The sequence below is a fragment of the Phascolarctobacterium succinatutens genome (genome assembly GCF_023497905.1).
In the GTDB taxonomy this organism is placed as follows: domain Bacteria; phylum Bacillota; class Negativicutes; order Acidaminococcales; family Acidaminococcaceae; genus Phascolarctobacterium_A; species Phascolarctobacterium_A succinatutens.
In genome coordinates, this window is the sequence record NZ_CP097284.1 from 787009 (window position 1) to 810540 (window position 23532).

The window sequence follows — 23532 nt, forward strand, 5'->3', positions numbered from 1 at the left end:
TCGAAAACAGCGACTGAATAAGGAGCGGTTTTCGATGAAGAAGTCAGCTTAAACAAAACGTTAAAAAGAACTTAACGGTTCATTCTTCTGTTGAAGTTTTGAGGGTACAAACCTCAAAATTAAATAATCCGGTGGTGATGGCTAAGGGGATCCACCTGTTCCCATCCCGAACACAGTAGTTAAGCCCTTATACGTCGAAAGTACTTGGCTGGAAGCGGCCTGGGAGGATAGATAGCTGCCGGTTAGAAAAAAGACATGTCATGTGACATGTCTTTTTTCTTTTACCGTCAGCTATCTTATGACCAGCAGCGGGCCTGGCTGACCAGCCACCGCATTTGAAGAAGCAACGCGACGAGCAAATGCGTTTGTGGCGAGGCGTATCGACGAGCTGATGTAATCAGCTTGTCGATTGAGGATAGAATCTACGATTATGCAGTAAAGTCGGCAGCGGGAGCTTCTTAATGAAGTATTGCTGCAAGGAGTATTTTTGGAGGGATAGATAGCCATGCTTGAAGGAGCGAAGCGACGCGCAAGCATGTGTCAGGCTTTCTACCAAACTTTCTATATTCGCGAGAGATATATCGTTCCGGTCAGGAGCAATTTTCCAGTGCCCAAAGGGCACAACGCAAATTTCGCATGGAATCAAGACGAAGTGTCGCAAAACTCGCGCTATGCAAAGAGATTTTATTATAGTAGATAGCTTAGCGCTCAGACAATGCAACACTTAGCGGTTCGTGTCAAACCAATCAGCTTCGATCTTCTAGCTTGCTGCTTGGGACACTATCGCATGGCGCGCATGAGCCAATCAGCATCGCCCTGCGGACTCGCTTCTTGGATGCGCCCGCAGATGATTCCGGACACTCATTCGCTAAAATTGCTATTCCTTGCACGATATTACCTCTCGCTCGATTTACTTGCCTTCTTATCAATCAGCATTGTTCTGCAGATTTGCTTTGACAAAAAAGATTGATACAACTATCTACACTCAAAAAACTTCCCATAAACTTCAACGCGCCCCGCTTCATATTTCTATGAATCAGGGCGCGTTTTATATACAGACGGATGAAGTTCTGACTAAATCCTTACTTTAAATATTTTTGGATTAACTCCATATCAGGTGTTGTGTAATAAGTATTCTGGTTTGTAAAAACAACAAAGCCGGGTTTGCTGCCTGCAGGCTTCTTTACATAGCGTCTTTGTACGCAGTCGACCGGAACATTGCTGCCGTCGCGCGCTTTGCTGAAATATGCTGCCAGCTGCACAGCAAGATTAATATCCTCCTGACGTGCTTCCGGCAGTGACGTTTTCAAAATAACGTGCGAGCCGGGGATATCTTTAGTATGGAACCATAAATCTTTAGGATTGCCCAAGGTAAAGGTAACATAATCGTTCTGCTTATTATTCTTACCGATATACAAATCTGCTTCAGGATTTAAACGGATATGCAGAGGCTGAGATTTTTGCAGTCCGGCATTTTTCTTCTTTTTATTCGTGTCCTTAAGCAAACCGCTGCCAAGCATTTCCTGATTAATCTCTTCAATTTCTTCCTTCGTTGTAGCGGTGAGCAGTGAAGCGTCCAGGCTTTCCAGATAAGCAAGCATTTCTTCCGTAGATTCCTGCTGGATACGTACTTCGGTTTGAGCGCGCTTGTACTTATTATAGCGCTTGTAATAGGCCTGTGCGTTTTCCGTAGGCGAAAGGATGGGGGAAAGGCTGACCGTAACCGGCTCGCCGTCATAAATATTGATCAGCTCGGCGCTTGTCTGGCCTTTTTTTATCTGGTAGATATTGGCCATGATAGTATCTGCCAGCATACGCTGTTCCTCGGCATTGGCTGCATGAGCTAAATCCTCTTGCAGGGCCTGTAGCTTTTTCTTGAGTTTGGCAGTTTCGCAGTTCACCAGCTTTTGCAGCTGTTCGTGACGCGGAAGCTGGATAGGCTTCAGGCTGACAGCAAAATTGAGCGCACTGTTGATATCGGTAAATTCTTTAACCTGCATGCCCTCCTGCACATTCTGCGGAGGCAATACTAGCAAGGTTTTTACCTGATTAGTACGGCTGATGAGCGCATAGACAGGATGCTTGGCGGCCTGCATCTGCATATCTGCCTGCAGCTTGCCGATAACCTGCGCTAGGGACTGGCAGGCGGAGCTTTCCAGACGCACCTCCTGCGGCAGGATATCCGCAGCGGCTAAAAGCTCCAGTGTTGTCATTTTGCCGACACCGGTGGTAGCACTGATAAAGGCCTTGGCGAAGTTGGCTGCAGGCAGACTGTTGGCAGTCTGCACAATTTTTGCCGGGTCATCAGTCAAAAGGTTAAGACCTTCCTGCGGCGGGGGCGCAATATAGGCTTTGCCAGGAAGGATAGTGCGATAGCTGCTCTGGGCTGCGCTTACATGCTTCAAAGAGTCGATAATAACATCATCCTGCGTAAGAATGATATTGCTGTTTTTACCGGTAAGCTCAAAAATCAGCTTTTTGGTAATAATTTTACTGGAGGCACCTAAAAGATCTATTTCCAGTGTAATAATGCGGTCCAGGCCGCTTTGGCTGATTTTCGTGATACGTCCTTCTTCCAGATGCTTGCGCAGAAGCATACAGAAGGTGGGAGGAGTTTCCGGGTTTTCCGGCAGCTGCTGCGGCAGATAAAGCACACAGCTGCCGTTATGCATATCCGCCAACAGACTGCTTGTATCGCGTGTTCTGCGGACGAGCAGCAGCAGTGACTGCGGATTAGGCATATATACCTTATATATTTTGCTGCCCAGCAGTTCTTCATTTAATGTATCTGTAAGAAGCTTTAAAGTTAAGCCTTCAATGTTCATAGGGACTCCTTTCGGTGCAGGCTCGGCAAAGTTTTTTGAACCTGCGAGAATACAATGCAATTTATTAATTTATCATATTATACTCCATTACCTGCAACAAGTATAGCAAAACAAAAATGGGCCATTTCTTTATCTAAGCGACGAAAAACGAAGAAAAATGCTGAAATCATTAGAGAAATATGGTATAATAAATTTTCAAGATAAGATTGAAGCAAAAAATACTTATCTTTTAAGCTGAAATAATATCACCTTTGCTGGTGAGGATGAAGGAGGAAGCCTGTGTTAAAAAGTATGACCGGTTTCGGCCGTGGTTCCTACGAGGATGCAGATTTTTCTGTTAACATTGAAATGAAAACCGTGAACCACCGGTATAACGAGGTTGCTATCCGTTTACCGCGATTTTTGAATCCTTTGGAGGATAAAATCCGCAAAACTATTTTAAAAACCGTTAGCCGTGGACGTATTGATGTGTTTATTACTGCTGATTATAATGTCAGCGGCAACTGTACTCTGAAGGTTGATAAAAACCTTGCTGCTGCCTATCATAAGGCATTGCAGGAGGTAGGCGTTGCTATCGGAGCCGACGCTGCAGGCATTAACGCTGCTGCAGAAATTCTCTATTTATCAAAATGCCCTGACGTGATTAACGTTAAGGAAGGCTTTTTTGATGTAGAAAGCGTTTGGCCCAAGGTTGAGCAGGCTGTTGAGCAGGCTGTTGCTAATTTGGTAGCTATGCGTGAAACAGAGGGTGGCAATATCTACGGTGATTTTATTTACCGTGCAGATCTGATTGCCGAAAAGCTGGCACAGATTGAGGAGCGTTCTCCCTTAGTTGTGGAAGAATACCAGGCTAAGCTGCAGGAGCGTCTGACTAATCTTCTGGCTGACAATAATATCAAGGTTGAGCCGGAGCGCTTGCTGCAGGAGGTAGCAATTTTTGCTGACCGCACCAGCATTACGGAAGAAATAGTCCGCTTGAAGAGCCATATCAAGCAATTCAAGACTATCATTGCTTCCGACCAGCCGGTAGGACGCAAGCTGGACTTCCTTATTCAGGAATTCAACCGTGAAGCAAATACTATTGCTTCCAAAGCCAACGATTATACTATGGCGCAGATAGTCGTAGAAATTAAGGCGGAAATAGAAAAAATCCGTGAGCAGATTCAGAACATCGAATAAAACTGGAGGAAGTTATGGATATAAAGCTAGTTAATATCGGCTTTGGCAACATTGTTGCAGCCAACCGCATTATTTCTATTATCAGTCCGGAATCGGCACCGATTAAACGTATTATCCAGGAAGCCCGCGATAAGGGCATGCTTGTGGATGCAACCTACGGACGTCGTACTCGTGCTGTAGTTGTTGTGGACAGCGGTCACATCATCCTGTCTGCGGTACAGCCGGAAACTGTAGCCAACCGTCTGGTAGCACAAACTGCTGATTCTGAAGAAGAGGAGTAATTGGATCATGAGCAACGATATTGATAATGTTACTCCTAAGGGAGTACTTCTTGTAGTATCCGGTCCGTCGGGAGCAGGCAAAGGAACTATTTGCCAGATGCTGAGAGACCAGCTGCCGGATTTAGGTTATTCTATTTCTGTTACTACACGCGCACCGCGCACGGGTGAGGTTGACGGAGAAAGCTATTTCTTCAAAACAATTCCCGATGTTAAGCAGATGATTGAAAAGGGCGAGCTGCTGGAATATGCCGAAGTATACGGCAATTATTACGGCACACCGCGCAAATACGTGGAAGAGCAGTTGGAATCCGGCCGTGACGTACTGTTGGAGATTGATATTCAGGGCGCTTTGCAGATTAAAAAGCGCTTCCCTGAAGGCGTATTTGTTTTCATCGTACCGCCTTCCTTAGATGAGCTTTCCGCACGTATTTATAAACGTGGTACAGACAGCGAGGATGTTATTAAGCGCCGTATGGCTTCCGCAGCCAGCGAGCTGACCTACGCAGCGGAATATGACTATATCATCGTTAATGATATTGCGGAAAAGGCAGCGCAAAAGGTACTTACAATTATGGAGGCTGAGCGTTACCGCGTAGCCAGAACATATTTTATTGTTGATAAGATTTGTAAAGCTAAAAAATAAATTTACATTATGCAGCAGTCTGCTGTGTGAAACATGAAATACTTAAAGGAGTGATTCTATAATGTCTATGGTAGATCCGTCTATTGACTATTTGGCAGAAAAAGTAGATAGCAAATACACTTTGGTTATTTTGGCAGCAAAAAGAGCACGCGAGCTCACTATTCCCGGTGTAAATTCCGCGGAAAAAGAGGTCAGCGCTGCGCTGAAGGAAATTGCTAACGATACTATTACCTACGAGCGTACTAAAAACGTATAACAGCGGGAGGGTAAAACCTTGTTAAAGGGCAAAAAAATTGTTTTGGGAGTAACCGGCGGTATTGCCGTTTATAAAGCTGTAGATCTTGTAAGCCGTCTGCGTAAGCAGGGCTGCGAGGTGCGTGTGGTCATGACCGAGCATGCGCAGCAGTTTGTTACTCCGTTAACCTTCAAGGAAATCAGCGGTAATGCTGTTGCTACCAGCATGTGGAACAGCAACCAGGAATTTAATGTTGAGCATATTGCTTTGGCAAATTGGGCAGATGCTTTCTTAGTTGCGCCTGCTACCGCTAATATTCTGGCTAAAATGACATATGGCATTGCGGATGATCTGCTGAGCACTACGCTTTTGGCAGCTCAGGCACCGATAGTTGTCTGCCCCGCAATGAATACCGGTATGTATCTTAATGCTGCAACTCAGGAAAATATCGCTAAGCTGCAAAGCCGCGGTATTACTGTAATGCCGCCTGCTTCCGGACATCTTGCCTGCGGCACCAGCGGCCATGGCCGTCTGCCTGAACCGCAGCAGATTGTGGAGTTCATGAGCAGCTTTTTTGCCGGCCGTGAGGGCGATCTGCGTGGCCTGAAGGTACTCGTTACCGCAGCAGGTACACGTGAACCGATTGACCCCGTTCGCTTTGTCGGCAACCGTTCCAGCGGTAAGATGGGCTATGCCGTAGCTCAGATGGCTGCCGAGCGCGGTGCAGAGGTATTGCTTATCAGCGGTCCGTCTGCGCTTGCCGTACCGCCTAATGTGAAGGCTGTGCAGGTTGAATCGACCAATGAAATGCTGGAGGCCTGCCTGGCAGCCTACGATGCAGTTGATATCGTTATTAAGGCAGCGGCTGTTGCCGATTACCGTCCGCGTGATGTGGCAGACCAAAAGATTAAGAAGAAAACAGACGATGCTCTGACTGTAGTTATGGATAAAAATCCGGATATCCTCAAAACCTTGGGTGCGAAGAAAACGCATCAGGTATTGGTTGGCTTTGCTGCAGAAACGCAAAACCTGTTGGCTAACGCCCGCGAAAAGGTAGTCAAGAAGAATCTTGATATGATTGTAGCTAACGATGTTACGGCTGCCGGTGCCGGATTTAACTCCGATACCAATATCGTTAAGTTCCTTTACGCCAACGGCGATGTATGCGAGCTGGAGCAGATGCCGAAGGTTGATGTGGCGAACCGTATTTTGGACGAGGCGTTGCGTATTCGTAGAGAGCGCGCTTGATAGAGCGCGTATAAGACCGCATCTGCGTCATGACCGCTCCTCGACGTACTAGAAGTACGTCGTCGTCGCAATCATTTAGCATCTGCAGCCTTCTCCGCGTTCTTTGGAGTAGGGATTGCAAGGATACGTATGCATTATGAATCCCTGTATAATAGAATTAAATTCTATTTAGTATCGGCCATTACGGAAAAGGCGTTTTCACATATTTTTCGTAAAAAAAGTACTTGTCATTATCTTGATTTTGTTATATAATGGCATCTGTAACCAATTTAATACAACTCATCAAGAGCGATGGAGGGAATGGCCCTGTGAAGTCGCAGCAACCATTGCAGCGTGACAGCTGTAAAACGGTGCTAAGTCCTGCAGTTTATCTGTAAGATGAGAATGCTAAGAGTAATAATTTAAGGCGTTCTCATAATGAGAACGCCTTTTCTTATACCATCTAAACACTCTCAACAACGTTTTTTATTTATGAAAGGAGCTACCAATGAGAAAATTATTTACTTCCGAATCCGTTACCGAAGGTCATCCTGATAAAATAGCAGACCAAATTTCCGATGCTGTGCTTGATGCCATCCTGGCTCAAGATCCTAAAGGCCGTGTTGCTTGCGAAACTATCGTTACTACCGGTCAGGTTCACATTTTCGGCGAAATTTCTACCCAATGCTATGTTGATATCGCACACATTGCTCGCGAAACTATCAACAATATCGGTTACAACCGTGCAAAATTCGGTTTTGACGGCAACACCTGCGGTGTGCTGATTTCCATCGACGAGCAGTCCCCTGATATCGCTATGGGCGTTGACAAAGCGCTGGAAGCTAAGGAAGGCCAGGCTGCTGAGGAAGAAACCGGTGCCGGCGACCAAGGTATGATGTTCGGTTATGCAACCAACGAAACCGAAAGCTACATGCCGATGCCTGCATATCTGGCTAACAAGCTGGCTCTGCAGCTGACCAAGGTTCGTAAGGAAGGCGTGCTGCCTTACCTGCGTCCGGACGGCAAAACTCAGGTTACCGTTGAATATGACGACGGCAAACCTGTTCGTGTAGATACTATCGTTATTTCTTCCCAACATGCACCGGAAGTTTCCAACGAGCAGATTCGCAAAGATATTATCGAAAAGGTTATTGCACCGATTGTTCCCGCAGAAATGCTGGATGCGGAAACTAAATACTACATCAATCCGACCGGCCGTTTTGTTATCGGCGGTCCTCAGGGTGATGCTGGTCTGACCGGCCGTAAAATCATCGTTGACACCTATGGCGGTATGGCTCGTCATGGCGGCGGTGCTTTCAGCGGCAAGGACCCCTCTAAGGTTGACCGCAGTGCTGCTTATGCTGCACGTCACGTTGCTAAAAATATCGTTGCCGCAGGTTTGGCAGATAAATGCGAAATCCAGCTGGCATACGCTATCGGCGTAGCACATCCGGTTTCCGTTCTGGTTGAAACCTTCGGCACCGGCAAAATCAGCGAGGACAAGATTGTTGAGCTGGTTCGTAAAAACTTCTCCCTGAGCCCGACCGGCATTATCCGTGAGCTGGATTTGCTGCGTCCTATCTACAAGCAGACTGCTGCTTATGGTCATTTCGGACGTACCGATGTAGATCTGCCGTGGGAGCATACTGAAAAGGCTGCTGCACTGCGCGAGCAGGCAGGCCTGTAAGATTAATTTAAAACTGTCGAAAGCACGCTGCTTGCAGCGTGCTTTTTCTATGCCTGCCTGTGGCTTTGCTCTTGCTAACTTATCTTGATAAGGGGTATAATATTATTATCTATAACTATAATTACTCCGTAATAAACTAAGCTAAAATTAAACTTACCCCATTATAATTTACCCCCAAGGGAATGGTGCAGGGAGGAAAGAAAGTGAATTTACAGAATCGCAAGGTTAAGATAGCATTTGGCCTGATGCTGGCGGTATGCGTAATTATCGGCTACCGTATTTACAGCAATATTCAGGCTGATAAGGCGCGTGCTGCCAGACTGTCGCAGGTACGCAATGTGGCGGTCGTTACTGCTCACCCCATAAGGCAGACGATTGTTCCCAGTCTGAGCTTTTCCGGCAGTTTGGACCCGGAATGGCAGGCAGAGGTTGCCGCTAAGGTGGACGGACGCTTGGAAAAGGTTTATGTCCGTGAAGGCGACCGTGTGAGCCGTGGGCAGGTGTTGGCAATTTTGGAGCAAGCTGATACCGATGCCAATCTGTTGAGCGCCAAGGGCAGCTTTTTGGATGCACAGACAAGCTTGCACAAGGCGGAAACAGATTTGCAGCGCTATGAAAAGCTATATGCTACGGGTGCTGTTTCGCAGCAGGTGGTGGATGATTACCGCTTTGCGCGTGATAATGCTGCAGCTAAGCTGGAGGCTGCCAGAGGCAGTCTGCGGGCGATGGAGTCTAAGTCTGAGGGCACGGTGCTGACAGCGCCGGCTGATGGCATTATTTCTAAGCGTTATTATCAGGAGGGCTATTACGCAAAGGCAGGTACGCCTATTTTTGCCGTTGCTGATATCTCTATGCTGAAAACTACGATTCATATTCCCGAAGGACAGATTGCCGGTGTACATGTCGGCAATGAAGCAAGTATTACCCTGCCTGCTTATCCCGGTAAAAAGCTGATAGGCAAAATTACCCGCATCGCTCCGGTTGCGGATTTGCCGGCGCATACTTTTGCGGCAGAGGTGAGCGTGGATAACAGCGAAGGTCTTTTGGCCGGCGTCTATGCCAACGTTACGCTTACAGCTTCACCTAAAGCTGATGTGCTGACTATTCCGGTGCAGGCTATTGTGATGCGTGATGACCAGCAGACGGTGTTTGTTGTTGATGATAAAGGCGTTGTACAGCGCCGTGTGCTGAATGTCGGCTATACGAATGATAAGCTTGCTGAAATAGTGAGCGGACTGGATGAAAAGGATACTATTGTTACCGAAGGACATAACAAGCTGCGTGAAGGCAGCAAGATAGATTTGAAAAAGGCTGGTAAATAACGATGATTGGAACATTTATCAAGCGGCCGGTATTTACCACCATGTTTATTTTGCTGTTGGTGGTGTTCGGTATCCGCTGCTATCCGGAAATCGGCGTTGATTTGAATCCTGATGTTGATTTGCCTATTGTCAGCGTGCGTGTTACTTATAGCGGTGCTTCGCCGCAGGAAATGGAAACGCTGGTTACCAAGCCGATTGAGAACCGCGTCAGTCAGGTTTCGGGTATCAAGACGCTGTCTTCAACTGTGCTGGAAGGCTACAGTGAAACAGTTCTGGAATTTAATATCGGTGTCGACCCGCAGGTTAAGGCCAGTGAGGTGCGTGAAAAGGTTGCCAGTGTGCGCAAGGCTCTGCCTGATGATATCGACGAGCCGGTAACGCAGACTGTTGACATCAACTCCCGCGCGATTGTGGCCTATACCTTTGCTTCGCCTTCGCGCAGCCGTGGTGAAATCCGCCGCATTGTGGAGGATAATATTAAGGATGAGCTGCAGATGGTGGAGGGTGTTTCCGAGGTTACTGTTGTCGGTGCCAGCCAGCGTGCTATCCGCATTGTGCTGAAGCCGGAAAAGCTGGCGGAATACGGTATTGCCTATCAGACAGTGCGCAGTAAGCTGAACGCCAATAACTATAATACTCCCGGCGGTAAGGCGAAAAATGACGCTATGGAAATCACTGTGCGTACCTTAGGCAAGTATAACAATATTAATGATATCAAGCAGGTGGTAGTTGCTAATCATACCGGCCGTCCTGTTTATATCAGTGAAATTGCCGATGTGCTTGATTCCTGGGAGGATGAGGATACCTTTGCCAGTGCTAACGGTGTTCCTTGCGTTATGACCTTTGTGCGCAAGCAGTCCAAAACCAATACTGTTGATGTTACCGATAATGTCAATGCCAAGATGGAGGAGCTGAAGCACAGCAATCTGCCGCCCGATATCATTGTTGATAAGGTGCGCGACCAGTCCAACTATATACGCGACAATATTGCGGATGTCTGGAATGCGATTCTTTTCGGCGGGTTTCTGGCGCTTTTGATAACATATTTATTCCTGCGCAATTTCCGTGCGACTATTATCGGCGGTCTGTGTATTCCTACGTCTATTATCGCCACCTTCTTTATGATGAAGGTTATGGGCTTTACATTGAATAATATGTCGCTGATGGCTTTGAGCCTGGCAGTCGGCATTTTGATTGATGATGCGATTGTAGTAATTGAAAATATTTTCCGCCATATTGAGATGGGACAGACGCCGTTTGTGGCAGCCAAGGAAGCGACGGAGGAGCTGACGCTGGCGATTTTGGCGACGTCCCTGAGCTTAATGGCTGTATTTGTGCCTATCGGCAATATGGGTGAAACCATCGGCCAGTTCTTCAAGCAGTTCGGTCTGACGGTTGCTTTTGCGGTAGCGTTCTCTACTATTGTAGCCTTTTCGCTTACGCCAATGGTTTCGGCGTACTGGATTAAGGCAGAAACCGAGGAGCAGAGCAGCAAGGAGCGCACGCATTTTGTGCAGAGGGCTCTCGATAAATTTGAAGCAGGCTTCCAGTCCGTGCGTGAAATGTATGACAGCTTAATGGCCTGGGCTTTGGAAAGACCTAAGAAGGTTGTTGCCGTAGGTATCATTTCGCTGTTGCTGAATTTGCTGCTGCTTCCATTTGTGGGTACGGAATTCCAACCTACATATGATTCGGGTGAATTCAGCGTCAATGTTAAAGCGCCCATCGGCACCAGTTTGCAGAAAACTGTAGAGCTGGCCAAGCCGTTGCAGCAGGAGATTTCGCAGTTGCCGGAGGTCAAAATCGTGGCGCTTAATATCGGCAACGGCCGCAATCCTGTTAACCAGGGTTCTCTGGATATCCGCCTGAAGCCAAGCAATGAGCGTGAACGCAGCATGCAGCAGATAATGGATGATTTGCGCGGACGCTTCCAAAATGTTGAAGGCCTGAAGGTTACCGTTGTATCAAACCAGGGCGGTGGCCGTGGTGACAGCCGTCCGGTGCAGATTGGTCTGCGCGGCAGCAATATCAAGGAGCTGAAAAATTACGCTCAGCAGTTGGCAGATATGATACGCCGGACTGAGGGTGCGACCGACGTTGATATATCCGATTCGGAAGAGCAGCCGGAAATCGTGGTCAAACTGGACCACGCCAAGGCCAGTGAATTCGGTCTTGATGCTACGGAGGTTGGCAAGGTTATCGAAATGGCTATTATGGGCAAAAGCACCAGCAACAGCTATACCATCGGTGACAATGACTATGATATTATTTTGCAGCTGGAGCAAAGTCAGCGCACTAATATCAATGATGTTATGAACCTGCGCATTTCTTCTTCCGCAGGTCAGTTCATCCGCTTGGGGGATATCGCAGATGTGCGCTACGGCAGCGGTCCTACACGCATTGAGCGTGAGGATAAGCAGCGTCAGATCGTTGTTTATGCCAACACAGTAGGTATTTCGCCCGGTGATTTAATCGGCAAGGTGCGCGATGAATATATTCCTGAGCTGAATTTGCCGCCGGGATATAACTATAAGATGATTGGTCAGGCCGATAACATGGCACGCTCCTTTAAAGAGGTTTATAAGGCCGTTATTCTGGCCATAGTTGTAGTATACATGGTGCTGGCGGCGCAGTTCGAAAGCTTTTCGCAGCCGCTGATTATCATGGTATCATTGCCGTTTGCGATTATCGGCGCTATCCTGGGCCTGCTTGTTGCAGGACAGACGGCGAACATGATGAGCATGATTGGCTTTACCATGCTTCTGGGTCTTGTTACCAAAAATGCTATTTTGCTGATTGACTATGCCAACCAGGAGCGTGAAAAGGGCATGTCTATCCGTGAAGCAGTGCTCTTGGCCTGCTCGCTGCGTCTGCGTCCTATTCTTATGACAACATTGTCTACGATACTTGGTATGCTGCCGATTGCTCTCGGCATCGGCGAGGGTGCGGAGCTGCGCCAGTCTATGGGCGTGGTGCTGATAGGCGGCTTAACAACCTCCACCTTACTGACGTTGGTGGTTGTTCCGTTGATTTATCTGCTCTTTGAGGAGTGGAAGGCGAAAAACTATGTGCAAAGAGGAGAATAGGAGTGAAACAGTTGACACCGAAGGCCTTTGCCGATTATCTGGCAGAGGCTGCAGAAAAAATCCGTCAGGATGGTTTCAGTATTGTTAAGGATAAGCCGATAAATTATGGCCAGCAGATTGCAGTACAGTTTTGTGAGGCTAAGGCATCCGTGAATATATATAACGGCAAAAAAGGACTGACGCATGTTTATAACGGTGACAGTGCCTTAAAGCAAAGATTAATGCTGGTGCTGGAGGGAGTGCAGAATGCGTCTGAGGAGCTGCAGCCTGCAGCCGCAGGAGCAACAGTAAGCAACGGCCTGTGGGCAGGCAGTGATGAATCCGGCAAGGGTGATTTCTTCGGCAGCCTGGTTGTGGCGGCCACAGTAGTGGACAACACAACGGCAGCTAAGCTGCAGGCTGCAGGCGTTAAGGACTGTAAGCTGCTGACTGATAAAAAAATCCTTGAGCTGGGGGATGTTATCAAGGCAACCGTTGTTGATTATAGTGTGCTGGAGCTGAAGCCCAAGATTTATAATCTGCGCTATGAGCAGGTAGCGGCTGCCGGAGGCAAGCTCAACCAGCTTTTAGGCTACGGACATGTGGCGGCGCTCAGTCAGGTGCTGGAGCGGCAAAAGGATTGCCACAGCGCTTTGATTGACCAGTTTACCCAGTCTACGGTAAATTTAAAGGCTTTGCAGCAGCGCTTCCCCGGCTGCAGCGTGCGCCAGCAGCCTAAGGCAGAAAGCAACCTGGCGGTTGCCGCTGCCTCGGTGCTGGCCCGCGCCCGCTTCTTGCGGACGATGGACGAGCTGGCGCAGCAGGCCGGCGTAGGCGAGCTGCCGAAGGGCGGCGGCGAGCAGGCAACGGCATGTGCCCGCCGCTTAGCAGAAAAATATGGCAAAGATGCTTTGCGTGAATATGTAAAGCTGCACTTTGCCAATTACAAAAGAGTGTAGAGATTATGAAAAAACTAATTGTTAACGCAGATGATTTCGGTCTGCATCCTTTGATTAACGCAGGTATTATTAAGGGCTATCGGGAGGGCTTTATTACCAGCACCTCGTTGATGCCCAGTGCTCCCTGCTGGCAGGAGGCGGTGCAGCTGGCGCAGGAAAATCCTCAGCTCGGTATAGGTGTGCATCTGACGCTTGTCGGCAGCGTGGCACCTGTACTTCCTGCAGGCAAGGTCAGCAGCCTTTTGGATGAGCAGGGATTGTTTTTGGCGGATTACGTTGCCTTTGCCAAGCGCTTTTACAGCGGCAGCGTCAAGCGCAGCGAGCTGGAAGCGGAGCTACGCGCGCAAATCGAAAGGGCGTTGGAAGCTAAAATAAACATTACGCATATCGACAGCCATCAGCATACGCATGTGCTGCCGGGAATTAATGCACTTGTATTAAAGCTCTGTAATGAGTATAATATTATAAGGGTACGTATACCTAAGGAAGCCTATACCTTTACCGGAGGTTTTCATACAGGTATCGGCAGAATGATCGGTCGCAGCGGGCTCAGCTTTTGTGCTCAAATGGCGGCGCAGCGCGCTGACAGCCTTGGGCTAAAGCATCCGCAGCATTTCTTCGGCATGCTGGCAGGCGGTCATCTGAATGCGGAGCTTGTAGGCAATATCCTGCATCAGCTTCCGGATGGCGTCAGCGAACTGATGACGCATCCCGGTCTTGATTCTGCTGCCTTGGGAAAAATATTTCCCTGGCAATATCATTGGCAGGAGGAAATGCAGGCGTACCTTGACAGCGGCAATAAAAAGCTGCTGCAGCAGGAGCATATTCAGCCTGTTAATTTTACGGCCTGCTAAAGCTCTTGTACTAAAAAAATAAGCTCATTTGGAGTCTGCTAGATGAATAAAAAATTATTGTTCCGCTTAGGTCTGCTTTTTGGCTTTGTCCTGTTGATTTCGGCGGCGGTTATTTATTTTACATTTGATATACGGACCTTGGAATACCTTACGATGTTCGAGCCTCGCTGTATTCTGCTGGCTTTGTCATGTCTTGCGATAGGCTTGATTTTTGACGGCCTGCGCCTGATAACCTTGGCTTCGGTGACAGACGAGAAGCTGACCTTTCATCAGATAGTGAATGTAGTTCTGAGCAACTACTTTTTGGCGTTGGTAACGCCGGGTGCCAGCGGCGGCGCCATTGCTCAGGTTATGTTTATGCGTAAGGCCGGGGTGCCTGTCGCCAAATCTACGGTAGTAGTTTTGGTGCGCACCGTTATGTCCATTATCTTCCTTATTCTGCTGGTGCCGGTGGTTCTGCACAGCGATGCGGATATAGTAAAATGGATGCCTGCGTCTGTACTGACAATTCTTTCGGTGCTGTTTATATCACTGCCGATCATCGTAATTTCCTTGCTGCAAACACGTTATCCCGAGAAGGCGATTATGTGGTTTACCCGTAAGCTTTCATTTACTACGCAGCGCAATTGCTTTATCTGGTATAACGAGTTTAAGAACGCCGTTGTAGTTATGGGCAAGCATCCGAAGATGGTTTTCCGTGCGTTTATCGAATCCGGTGTGAGCCTGCTCTTTATTTATGCCACTGTGCCTGCTTATTTTACCGGTCTGAATATTGATTTTGACCTGGGGCAGGTTATGGGACGCATGGTACTGCTGAATTTAATACTGTATTTTTCGCCTACACCCGGTGGCAGCGGTGTAGCGGAGGCAGGCTTCTTGGTGCTGTTTTCCAATATTTTGCCTAACGGTGTTGAAGGCATTATGGCAGTTCTCTGGCGCTTTACGGCAGAATATCTGCCCTTTATGCTGGGTGCGGTAGTAACAATCAGAGCCTTTGGCAGTGATGTGCTGAATATGGCTTCGATTAAGAGCAAAACTACCGAGGGCAAGAAAAATGAGTAGTTGGCATATGAATTTTGGAATTATTTTGAGGGATGGAAACTGATGAATCAGATTGAAAAAAACAGCCTGCTGATTGTAGCAGGCACTGCGTTATTTATGATTATGTTCGGTATCGGCAGCATTCCGCTGCTGGATCCGGATGAACCGGTATATGCGGAAACAGCTAGAGAAATGCTGGCTGCCGGTGATTTTTTGTCACCGAGAATTTTTGGTAATTTCTGGTATGATAAGCCGCCAATGTATTATTGGCTGGTTGCTGTTGCGCAATTTATTTTTGGTGACGGAGAGTTTGCGGCCCGCTTTCCTGCGGCTCTGATGGCCTGCGGTACTTCCGTTATGATGTATGTAGCTATTACCAGGCTGTTTAATGAACGTGCAGGCTTCTGGTCTGCGATGATTCTTACAAGCTGTGTAGAATTTTTCTATATGGGCAAGGCGGCGGTGACAGATACAACGCTGCTCTTTTTTATGACAGGTGCGCTGCTGAGCTTTATCCATAAGCGTTATTGGCTGATGTATGTGTGCATGGCGCTGGCTACTGTTACCAAAGGTCCTATCGGTATCGTCTTCCCGGGTGCGATAATTTTTCTGTATCTGGTGGTTATGGGCCAGCTGCGTGAGATTTTGCGCATGCATGTTATCCGTGGTCTGCTGCTGTATTTTCTCATTGCATCACCCTGGTATTACGCTATGTATACTGTGCATGGCATGGAATTTATCAATACCTTCCTGGGCTTTCACAATATAACGCGCTTTACGACGGCTGAACATGCTAACCGCGTTACCTTCTGGTATTATTTTCCTGTAATAATCTTAGGCTTGTTCCCCTGGACAGGTATGCTGTGGCAGGCTGCTAAAGCATCTGTAAGCGAAAGCCGTATAGATGATATGCGCAAGCTGCTGTTCTTCCACGTTTGGTGGATTTTCGTGCTGCTGTTCTTTACTATCTGCAAAACAAAGCTTGTATCCTATATTCTGCCGTTGTTCCCTGCTATGGCGGTAATTATCGGCTGGAATATAGCGAGAATGCAAAGCAGACTGCGCCATAATACAACCTTTTACGGTTGGGCGGCAGGCAGCGGTATTATGTTTGTACTGCTTGGCGTGGGCTGGATTATCGGTGCGCAGTATCTGCCGGAGGCTGACTTCAGCCTGGTGATGCTGGGTGTGCTGACCTTGCTTTTGGGTGCAGCGGCAGTTTTCGCTCTGCTGTATTATCGCGATATCGAGCTGGCATCCTGGCTGCATGTGATGATTGGCGCTGTGACGATGTGTGTTGCCTTTGCTTTTGTTTTGCCGGTAATTGCCGACCGATTCAGTGTAAAAACTATGAGCAGCGTGTATAAGGAACAATGTGAGCAGCAGACGCCTGTTTATGTAGACAAGTTCCTGCGCCCCGGCTTCATGTATTATGCAGGCAAACCCGGTATCGAAATGATTCCGCAGACAGGTGCTTTGACAGATGCTTTGCGTGACGGCAGCAAAAAATATCTATTGGTGCGCGGTTTGGAATACCGTCGCGTGCAGAAGGCGGGTCCGTTGCCGAATAATGTGCGCACAGTAAAGGAAATCAGCGATATCTATCTGCTGGAGCAAAATTGAGTATTAATAATCAATTGTTGAGATGCCGTGATAAAACCTAGCCTTTAACAGAAAAAACAGTGGAGGTTTACCGTCAGGTAAATTCCCACTGTTTTTTAGTGTAAAAAAATTTCTTAAACTTTAGCGATTCTATAATTTGTGAGGTTGGTTTTATCTCAGCCTCTTTTCTTATGCAAAAACTCCCCATCCGTCTTACCTTGCGGTAAGAAAGATGGGGAGTTGCTTTTTCAGCTTATATAATTCTTTTAGTCCTGACCGGGAACCTTCAGCACAGCACCGGTAGCAGCGGAGGTAACCAAAGCAGCATAACGTGCCAGGTAACCGCTCTTAACCTTCGGCGGCGGGCATACCCAGTTCTTACGGCGTTCAGCCAGCTCTTCGTCGCTCAGCTTAACATTCAGGGTACGGTTCGGAATATCAATTTCAATGATATCGCCGTTTTCAATCAATGCGATGTTACCACCCTCGCGTGCTTCCGGAGAAATGTGACCGATGCAGGCACCGCGGGTAGCACCGCTGAAACGTCCGTCGGTAAGCAGTGCAACGTCCTTGTCGTGGCCCATGCCTGCCAGTACGGAGGTCGGGTTCAGCATCTCACGCATGCCGGGGCCACCCTTCGGGCCTTCGTAACGGATAACGACAACGTCACCGGAAACAACCTTTTGTGCGCAAATTGCAGCAATAGCTTCATCCTCGGAATTATAAACCTTAGCCGGACCGCTGAAGACCTTCATGGAAGGATCAACAGCACTTTCCTTGACAACGCTGCATTCCGGAGCGATATTGCCCTTCAGAACAGCGATGCCGCCGGTTTTGTTGTACGGATTTTCTACGCTGTGAATAACTTCAGGACGCAGGATTTCCGCATTTTTGATAATCTGACCGACAGTTTTGCCGCTGACAGTCTGGCAGGATTTTTTAATCAGCTTCAGACGGTCAAGCTCGTGCATAACGGCAGGGATGCCGCCGGCTTCGTTCAAATCAACGATGTGGTGGCTGCCACCAGGGCTCATCTTAGTGAGGTACGGAGTTTTCTTGGAGATTTTATCGAACAGCTCCAGCGGCAGGTCGATGCCTGCTTCGTGAGCGATTGCCGGCAGATGCAGTGCGGTGTTGGAGCTGCCGCCGATAGCCATATCAACAGTAATAGCGTTCTTGAAGGCATTGAGCGTCATGATGTCGCGAGGCAGAACGTTTTCCTCCAGCAGACGCATAACAGCCATGCCTGCGTGCTTAGCCAAAGCAATACGCTTGCCGTTATAAGCAGCGGGGATAGTGCCGTTGCCAGGCAGGCCCATGCCAAGAACCTCAGTCAGGCAGTTCATGGTATTTGCAGTGAACAGACCGGAGCAGCTGCCGCAGCCCGGGCATGCACAATGCTCGATTTCTCTGAGCTCTGCTTTATCAATCTGACCGGACTCAAAACGGCCGGCAGCTTCAAATACAGTAGATACGCTGATATCTTTGCCATGGTAACGACCGGGCAGCATCGGACCGCCGCTGACAACAACGGTCGGGATGTTCAGACGAGCTGCTGCCATCAGCATGCCGGGAACAATTTTATCACAGTTCGGAATCAGGATTAAGCCGTCAAACGCATGGCCGTTAGCAACAGCTTCGATGCTGTCCGCAACCAGCTCACGGCTTGCCAGCGGATATTTCATACCGTCATGGCCCATGGCAATGCCATCGCAGATGCCGATAGCCGGGAACTCAATCGGAGTACCGCCAGCTTCCAGCACACCGTATTTGGCTGCCTTAGCGATGGTATCCAGATGCATATGCCCCGGAATGATTTCGTTAGCGGCACAGCAGATGCCGATTAACGGTTTCTTTAATTCTTCTTCAGTATAACCCATTGCATAGAACAGAGAGCGATGGGCTGCGCGGGTTGAACCTTTTTTTACTTGTGTACTGCGCATGTTTCTTTGACCTCTTTCCCTTAAGTAATAACTACTACCGTACTGGCTACTGATAAAGCACCGTATACTTCATCAGGTTTTCCTCGACGTACAGAATGTACGCCATCGTCAACCTTCTTCGTCTCCGGCACTTTCTGAGCAGCCTGCGTGGAATGAACTTAGCAAGCTGCTGATAAAGCACCATATACATCAAGTCGCCTCGACCTTAATGCTTTTTATTGCAGCCAATACGGTTAAAAATAAAAAACAACAGTCCTGAAGTCTTTCAGGGTACTCATAAAATTTTACAATTTTTATAGCCTGATGTCAAATTTTATGGACAAAAAACTACAATTAAGTGTAAGCTTGCACCTTAAAAACTGCATCTTAGTTACATTCTTTACAAACTTGGTAAAATTTAAAAATAATTCACGATTACTGCGTGGAGAATAGTATATAATAGGCGTGTAAAATTGTTGCGAGGTGATTATCATGAAAACTAAATTAACTGAGCTCTTAGGTATAAAATATCCTGTTATCCAGGGTGGTATGGCGTGGACGAGTGACGCTGTGCTGGCTGCGGCAGTTTCCAACGCCGGTGGTGCCGGTATCATCGGCAGCGGCGGCCGTACTGTGGAATGGACACGTGACGAGGTGCGCAAGGCAAAATCTCTGACCGACAAGCCCTTCGGCGTTAACGTTATGCTGATGGCTCCTAACATTGCGGAAATCATTGCTATGCTGTGCGAAGAAAAGGTAGCCTTTGTTACCTTGGGTGCAGGCAACCCTGTACCGCACATTCCTGCTTTTCATGCTGCAGGCATCAAGGTTATTCCGGTAGTGCCTAATGTTAAGCTGGCAAAGCGTATTGAAGCTGCAGGCGCTGACGCTATGGTTATTGAAGGTATGGAGGCCGGTGGTCACATCGGCAAGCAGACTACTATGGCGCTGATGGAAAACGTACTGCCGCAGATTAAATCTGTTCCGGTGCTTGTTGCAGGCGGTATCAGCGACGGTCGTGCGCTGGCTGCAGCTTTGCTGATGGGCGCTGCAGGTGTGCAGATGGGCAGCCGTTTCCTGCTGACTGAGGAATGCCCGGCAAATCCTGCTGCTAAGGAAGCAATTGTCAAAGCAACCGATACTGACAGTGTAGCAACAGGCTATAGCCGTAATCTTGGTGTACGCTGCCTGGCGAACGCTTTTACCGATGCGTATACTGCACGTGAAATTGCCGGTGCTCCCAAAGAGGAGCTGATGGCGATGGGTACAGGCACCAACCGCAGAGGTCTTGTGGAAGGTGATGTTACCAACGGTACCGTTATGTGCGGTCAGAGCCTGAACGTGCTGAATAATATTCTGCCCTGCAAGGATGTTATGGAGCGTATTATTGCTGAAGCCAAAGAGGCTATTGCCAACGTACAGAAAATCGAGCTGTAAGAATTAAAGCAAAAAGCATGCATTGCTGTGAGAAGCGGTGCATGCTTTTTTGCGTTTAAATCTGGTCTGTAATTATTCAGCTTATCTGGTTGCATTCGGGGAACAGGCTGCTTAATCGTTCTATTACTGCGGCAATTTTATCTGCCTCGATGGCAGCGTAATTGATAACAAGCGTGCAGCCGTTATTTTCTTCGGTATTATGACTGTAATCGGAATAGAAGGAAAGGCACATATCTGCTGCCAGTGCTGCCTTGCGTACTTCTGCTTCCGTCAGTTTGGTGTTGATATGCAGTACAAAATGCGTACCGGCGTTGCGTTCGGTTATCTGCGAAACAGCGGCTAGCGGCGAGGAGTGGATGGCAGCCAGAATTTTGTGGCGCTGCTCGCGGTAGTAGTTTTTCATTTTGTTGATATGGCGTTCAAAATAGCCTTCGGAAATGAAGCGTGCCAGCGTATACTGCTCAAAGCTGGATACGGTGCAGCTGTAAAAACTCATGGTCTGCTCATAGCGCTCCAGCAGACGCGGCGGCAGCACCATGTAGCTGATGCGCAGCGAGGGAACCAGGCTTTTGGAGAAGGTGTTCATGTAGATTACGCGGCTTTGCGTATCCTGCGCGTACAGCGGCAGGATAAAGCGACCGGTGTAACGGAATTCGCTGTCGTAATCATCTTCAATTATATAGCGCTTGCGGATACGGTTAACCCATTCAAACAGCTCCAGCCTGCGTGTTACGGGCATGACAATACCGGTAGGGAAATGGTTGGCTGGGGAAAGATGTACTACGTCGGCACCGCTTTCCTCCAGCTTGTCAATCATCAGGCCGTTGTCATCAATGGGGATGTACTTCCAGGGATTGCCGAAGCTGGCGGAGATGGAGGCGAATTTTTTATAGCCCGGTTCTTCGATGGCGAAGGTGCAGGCATGGCCGAACATCTGCAGCAGGCGGCCGTAAAGATATTCCGTACCGGCGCCGATGATAATTTGCGAAGGATCAACCTGCATAGCGCGGTTATGTGCCAGATAGTCGGCAATAGCCTTACGCAGTTCGTAGACGCCCTTGTAGGGAACGGTTTTGAGCAGCTCTTCGTTGTGCACGGAAAGTGTTTCGCGCATCAGGCGTGTCCATGTAGCGAGTGGGAAGTTTTGCAGGCTGATGCGGTTGGCCTTGAAGTCGGCAAAGTATTCACGCTCTGCTGCCTCCGGCAGCATCGCTGCTGCAGCCTTGCGGCGCACGCGGTAGCTGCTGACGTCTTCTACGAAGTAGCCTTTCTTTTCGCGCGAGGTGATGTAGCCTTCTACCGCCAGTTGGGCGTAGGCGTTGGCCACGGTGATGATGCCCACGCTCAGATGCTGTGCCAGCGTGCGCTTGGAGGGCAAGCGTTCGCCTGCCTGCAGCCTGCCGCTGATGATATCCTGACGGATGCATTGGTATAAGTAATCATAGAGCGGTGTGCTGCCGCGTTTATCCAAATCATATGTTAACATGAGTGATATTTCTCCTTGGTTCTAAAATATTTTTGCTTTTTGATTCTTTTAATAGGACCATTTTGATTATACAATAGTGACATCAAAAAAACAAGTCCCGTCACAATGGTGTGAAGGGCAAGAGCCAAATGAGGAGGTTTATCATTATTATGGAAAAAGTAAAATTACAAGCACAATATGGTTTATATATTAACGGAGAGTGGCGCAATGCATCCGACGGCGCAACCTATAATGCAGAAAGCCCTGCCGACGGCAGCCATCTGGCAGTTTGCGCCCAAGGCAGCCGTGAGGATGTAGAGGCAGCCTCCGCAGCAGCTTGGGAAGCGTTTAAAACCTGGAAAAAGACTACCCCGGCACAGCGTGCCGCTTTGCTGAATAAAATTGCCGATATTATTGATGCTAACAAAGAACATCTGGCAATGGTAGAAAGCATGGATAACGGCAAGCCGATTCGTGAAACCATGAACGTGGATATTCCGATGGCGGCGGAGCATTTCCGTTATTTTGCCGGCTGCATCCTGGCGGAGGAAGGTCAGGCTTCCGTACTTAACGAACAGTTCCTGTCTATCATCCTGCGTGAGCCTATCGGCGTAGTCGGTCAGATTATTCCCTGGAATTTCCCGTTCCTGATGGCAGCGTGGAAGCTGGCGCCGGTGTTGGCAGCAGGCGACTGCACCGTACTGAAGCCTTCCAAGGAAGCAAGCCTTTCTATTTTGGAATTTGCACGTCTGATTGACGGCGTATTGCCAGCAGGTGTTTTCAATGTTATTACCGGCGCGGGAAGCAAAACCGGTCAATATATGCTGGAGCACAAAGGCTTTGCCAAGCTGGCCTTCACCGGCAGTACCGAGGTTGGCCGCAATGTAGGTTTGGCGGCGGCAGAACGCATTATCCCGGCAACATTGGAGCTGGGCGGTAAAAGTGCCAACATTTATTTTGATGACTGCGATTTTGATCAGGCCATCGACGGTGCTCAATTAGGTATTCTCTTTAACCAAGGTCAGGTTTGCTGTGCCGGCAGCCGTATCTTCGTGCAGGATACCATTTATGATAAATTCGTACCGGCTTTAGTACAAGCTTTCAATAAGGTTAAGGTGGGCCTGCCGTGGAATGATGATACTCAGATGGGTTCTCAAATCAACGAAACCCAAATCAAGAAAATCCTGAGCTATGTTGAAATTGCTAAGCAGGAGGGCGCTACTATTGCCTGCGGCGGTGAACGCTTTACCGAGGGCGAGCTGGCCAAGGGTGCATTTATGAAGCCGACGCTGATTACCAATGTAACCAACGATATGCGTGTGGCGCAGGAGGAAATCTTCGGACCTGTTGCCGTAGTTATCAAATTCCACGATGAGGATGAGGTTGTGGCTATGGCTAATGACAGTGAATACGGCCTCGGCGGTGCTGTCTGGACTAAGGATATTAACAAGGCTATCCGTGTGGCACGCAACGTGGAAACCGGTCGTATGTGGGTGAACACCTACAATCAGATTCCGGAACATTCTCCCTTCGGCGGCTACAAAACCTCCGGTATCGGCCGTGAAACTCACAAGATGATTTTGAACCACTATACACAAGTGAAAAATATTATGATTAATCTCAGTTATGCTCCTTCTGGGTTTTATCCTCAGGACTGACGATTAATAAACAGGATTATTCCTGAATAGTTGCGCAAAAAAAGCTCCGGCGGTTGCCGGAGCTTTTTTGCTGGAAGACATTGCCGAAGGGCGCTGAAATTTTGATATAACAGGTGTTGCTAAATAATAA

At 48.3% G+C, this 23532-nt stretch carries 17 protein-coding genes, 1 rRNA gene and 1 riboswitch; of the genes, 15 read left to right on the forward strand and 3 right to left on the reverse strand.

Annotated features, from left to right (window positions below):
• Positions 1–127 precede the first annotated feature (127 nt).
• A 5S ribosomal RNA gene (rrf, locus tag M5E81_RS03745) occupies positions 128–244 on the forward strand.
• 838 nt (positions 245–1082) lie between these two features.
• Here rrf and M5E81_RS03750 read toward each other — a convergent pair.
• Positions 1083–2825, reverse strand: a complete 1743-nt coding sequence (locus tag M5E81_RS03750; RefSeq protein ID WP_249747901.1) for an Rqc2 family fibronectin-binding protein — start codon at positions 2823–2825, stop codon at positions 1083–1085.
• 279 nt (positions 2826–3104) lie between these two features.
• On the opposite strand from M5E81_RS03750, the gene M5E81_RS03755 reads away from it, so the two are divergent.
• The 12 genes from M5E81_RS03755 (at position 3105) to M5E81_RS03810 (ending at position 16941) form a co-directional block, all read left to right on the forward strand.
• Positions 3105–4004, forward strand: a complete 900-nt coding sequence (locus M5E81_RS03755; protein WP_021719981.1) for a YicC/YloC family endoribonuclease — start codon at positions 3105–3107, stop codon at positions 4002–4004.
• A gap of 14 nt (positions 4005–4018) precedes the next feature.
• Positions 4019–4285: an extracellular matrix/biofilm regulator RemA gene (remA, locus tag M5E81_RS03760; RefSeq protein ID WP_009146168.1), complete on the forward strand. Its 267-nt coding sequence runs from the start codon at positions 4019–4021 to the stop codon at positions 4283–4285.
• Positions 4286–4292: 7 nt separating this feature from the next.
• Positions 4293–4928, forward strand: coding sequence for a guanylate kinase (gene gmk, locus M5E81_RS03765; protein ID WP_009146169.1), 636 nt, complete (start codon positions 4293–4295; stop codon positions 4926–4928).
• A 67-nt stretch (positions 4929–4995) separates the two neighbouring features.
• The gene (gene rpoZ, locus M5E81_RS03770; protein WP_148495367.1) at positions 4996–5184 is read left to right on the forward strand and encodes a DNA-directed RNA polymerase subunit omega; all 189 of its coding nucleotides are present in this window, start codon (positions 4996–4998) and stop codon (positions 5182–5184) included.
• An 18-nt stretch (positions 5185–5202) separates the two neighbouring features.
• Complete coding sequence (coaBC, locus tag M5E81_RS03775; RefSeq protein ID WP_249747902.1) at positions 5203–6411, forward strand: bifunctional phosphopantothenoylcysteine decarboxylase/phosphopantothenate--cysteine ligase CoaBC; 1209 nt, start codon at positions 5203–5205, stop codon at positions 6409–6411.
• A gap of 276 nt (positions 6412–6687) precedes the next feature.
• Positions 6688–6796, forward strand: a riboswitch (SAM riboswitch).
• A 102-nt stretch (positions 6797–6898) separates the two neighbouring features.
• Positions 6899–8077 carry a methionine adenosyltransferase gene (gene metK / locus M5E81_RS03780; protein ID WP_009146173.1) on the forward strand — a complete coding sequence of 393 codons (1179 nt, stop codon included), beginning with the start codon at positions 6899–6901 and terminating at the stop codon, positions 8075–8077.
• Between the two features lie 203 nt (positions 8078–8280).
• Positions 8281–9399 carry an efflux RND transporter periplasmic adaptor subunit gene (locus M5E81_RS03785; protein ID WP_187363717.1) on the forward strand — a complete coding sequence of 373 codons (1119 nt, stop codon included), beginning with the start codon at positions 8281–8283 and terminating at the stop codon, positions 9397–9399.
• Between the two features lie 2 nt (positions 9400–9401).
• Positions 9402–12485, forward strand: a complete 3084-nt coding sequence (locus M5E81_RS03790; RefSeq protein ID WP_009146175.1) for an efflux RND transporter permease subunit — start codon at positions 9402–9404, stop codon at positions 12483–12485.
• Positions 12486–12487: 2 nt separating this feature from the next.
• Entirely contained in the window at positions 12488–13423 is a 936-nt protein-coding gene (gene rnhC / locus M5E81_RS03795; protein WP_249747903.1) for a ribonuclease HIII, read from the forward strand.
• A 5-nt stretch (positions 13424–13428) separates the two neighbouring features.
• Positions 13429–14277 carry a ChbG/HpnK family deacetylase gene (locus tag M5E81_RS03800; RefSeq protein WP_009146177.1) on the forward strand — a complete coding sequence of 283 codons (849 nt, stop codon included), beginning with the start codon at positions 13429–13431 and terminating at the stop codon, positions 14275–14277.
• A 42-nt stretch (positions 14278–14319) separates the two neighbouring features.
• Positions 14320–15339 carry a lysylphosphatidylglycerol synthase transmembrane domain-containing protein gene (locus M5E81_RS03805; protein ID WP_009146178.1) on the forward strand — a complete coding sequence of 340 codons (1020 nt, stop codon included), beginning with the start codon at positions 14320–14322 and terminating at the stop codon, positions 15337–15339.
• 42 nt (positions 15340–15381) lie between these two features.
• Positions 15382–16941, forward strand: a complete 1560-nt coding sequence (locus M5E81_RS03810; RefSeq protein WP_249747904.1) for an ArnT family glycosyltransferase — start codon at positions 15382–15384, stop codon at positions 16939–16941.
• A gap of 245 nt (positions 16942–17186) precedes the next feature.
• On the opposite strand, the gene ilvD is transcribed toward M5E81_RS03810, so the two are convergent.
• Positions 17187–18863: a dihydroxy-acid dehydratase gene (gene ilvD / locus M5E81_RS03815; protein WP_040565360.1), complete on the reverse strand. Its 1677-nt coding sequence runs from the start codon at positions 18861–18863 to the stop codon at positions 17187–17189.
• A gap of 471 nt (positions 18864–19334) precedes the next feature.
• Here ilvD and M5E81_RS03820 point away from each other — a divergent pair, with 471 nt between their 5' ends.
• Positions 19335–20279, forward strand: a complete 945-nt coding sequence (locus M5E81_RS03820; RefSeq protein WP_249747905.1) for a nitronate monooxygenase — start codon at positions 19335–19337, stop codon at positions 20277–20279.
• 76 nt (positions 20280–20355) lie between these two features.
• Here the strand turns inward: M5E81_RS03820 and pdxR are convergent, their stop codons facing one another.
• Positions 20356–21765 (reverse strand): MocR-like pyridoxine biosynthesis transcription factor PdxR, encoded by a 1410-nt coding sequence (gene pdxR, locus M5E81_RS03825; protein WP_040565362.1) that lies wholly within the window; start codon positions 21763–21765, stop codon positions 20356–20358.
• A gap of 149 nt (positions 21766–21914) precedes the next feature.
• Between pdxR and M5E81_RS03830 the strand changes: the two genes are divergently transcribed.
• Positions 21915–23402 carry an aldehyde dehydrogenase family protein gene (locus tag M5E81_RS03830; protein WP_249747906.1) on the forward strand — a complete coding sequence of 496 codons (1488 nt, stop codon included), beginning with the start codon at positions 21915–21917 and terminating at the stop codon, positions 23400–23402.
• Positions 23403–23532: the final 130 nt, after the last annotated feature.

Bases quoted from the DNA above. Each gene is read 5' to 3' on its own strand.
- ilvD (WP_040565360.1), bottom strand. From the start codon at position 18,863: ATGCGCAGTACACAAGTAAAAAAAGGTTCAACCCGCGCAGCCCATCGC.
- metK (WP_009146173.1), top strand. From the start codon at position 6,899: ATGAGAAAATTATTTACTTCCGAATCCGTTACCGAAGGTCATCCTGAT.
- M5E81_RS03750 (WP_249747901.1), bottom strand. From the start codon at position 2,825: ATGAACATTGAAGGCTTAACTTTAAAGCTTCTTACAGATACATTAAAT.
- M5E81_RS03805 (WP_009146178.1), top strand. From the start codon at position 14,320: ATGAATAAAAAATTATTGTTCCGCTTAGGTCTGCTTTTTGGCTTTGTC.
- remA (WP_009146168.1), top strand. From the start codon at position 4,019: ATGGATATAAAGCTAGTTAATATCGGCTTTGGCAACATTGTTGCAGCC.
- M5E81_RS03800 (WP_009146177.1), top strand. From the start codon at position 13,429: ATGAAAAAACTAATTGTTAACGCAGATGATTTCGGTCTGCATCCTTTG.
- M5E81_RS03810 (WP_249747904.1), top strand. From the start codon at position 15,382: ATGAATCAGATTGAAAAAAACAGCCTGCTGATTGTAGCAGGCACTGCG.
- gmk (WP_009146169.1), top strand. From the start codon at position 4,293: ATGAGCAACGATATTGATAATGTTACTCCTAAGGGAGTACTTCTTGTA.
- M5E81_RS03830 (WP_249747906.1), top strand. From the start codon at position 21,915: ATGGAAAAAGTAAAATTACAAGCACAATATGGTTTATATATTAACGGA.
- M5E81_RS03820 (WP_249747905.1), top strand. From the start codon at position 19,335: ATGAAAACTAAATTAACTGAGCTCTTAGGTATAAAATATCCTGTTATC.
- pdxR (WP_040565362.1), bottom strand. From the start codon at position 21,765: ATGTTAACATATGATTTGGATAAACGCGGCAGCACACCGCTCTATGAT.
- M5E81_RS03790 (WP_009146175.1), top strand. From the start codon at position 9,402: ATGATTGGAACATTTATCAAGCGGCCGGTATTTACCACCATGTTTATT.
- rpoZ (WP_148495367.1), top strand. From the start codon at position 4,996: ATGGTAGATCCGTCTATTGACTATTTGGCAGAAAAAGTAGATAGCAAA.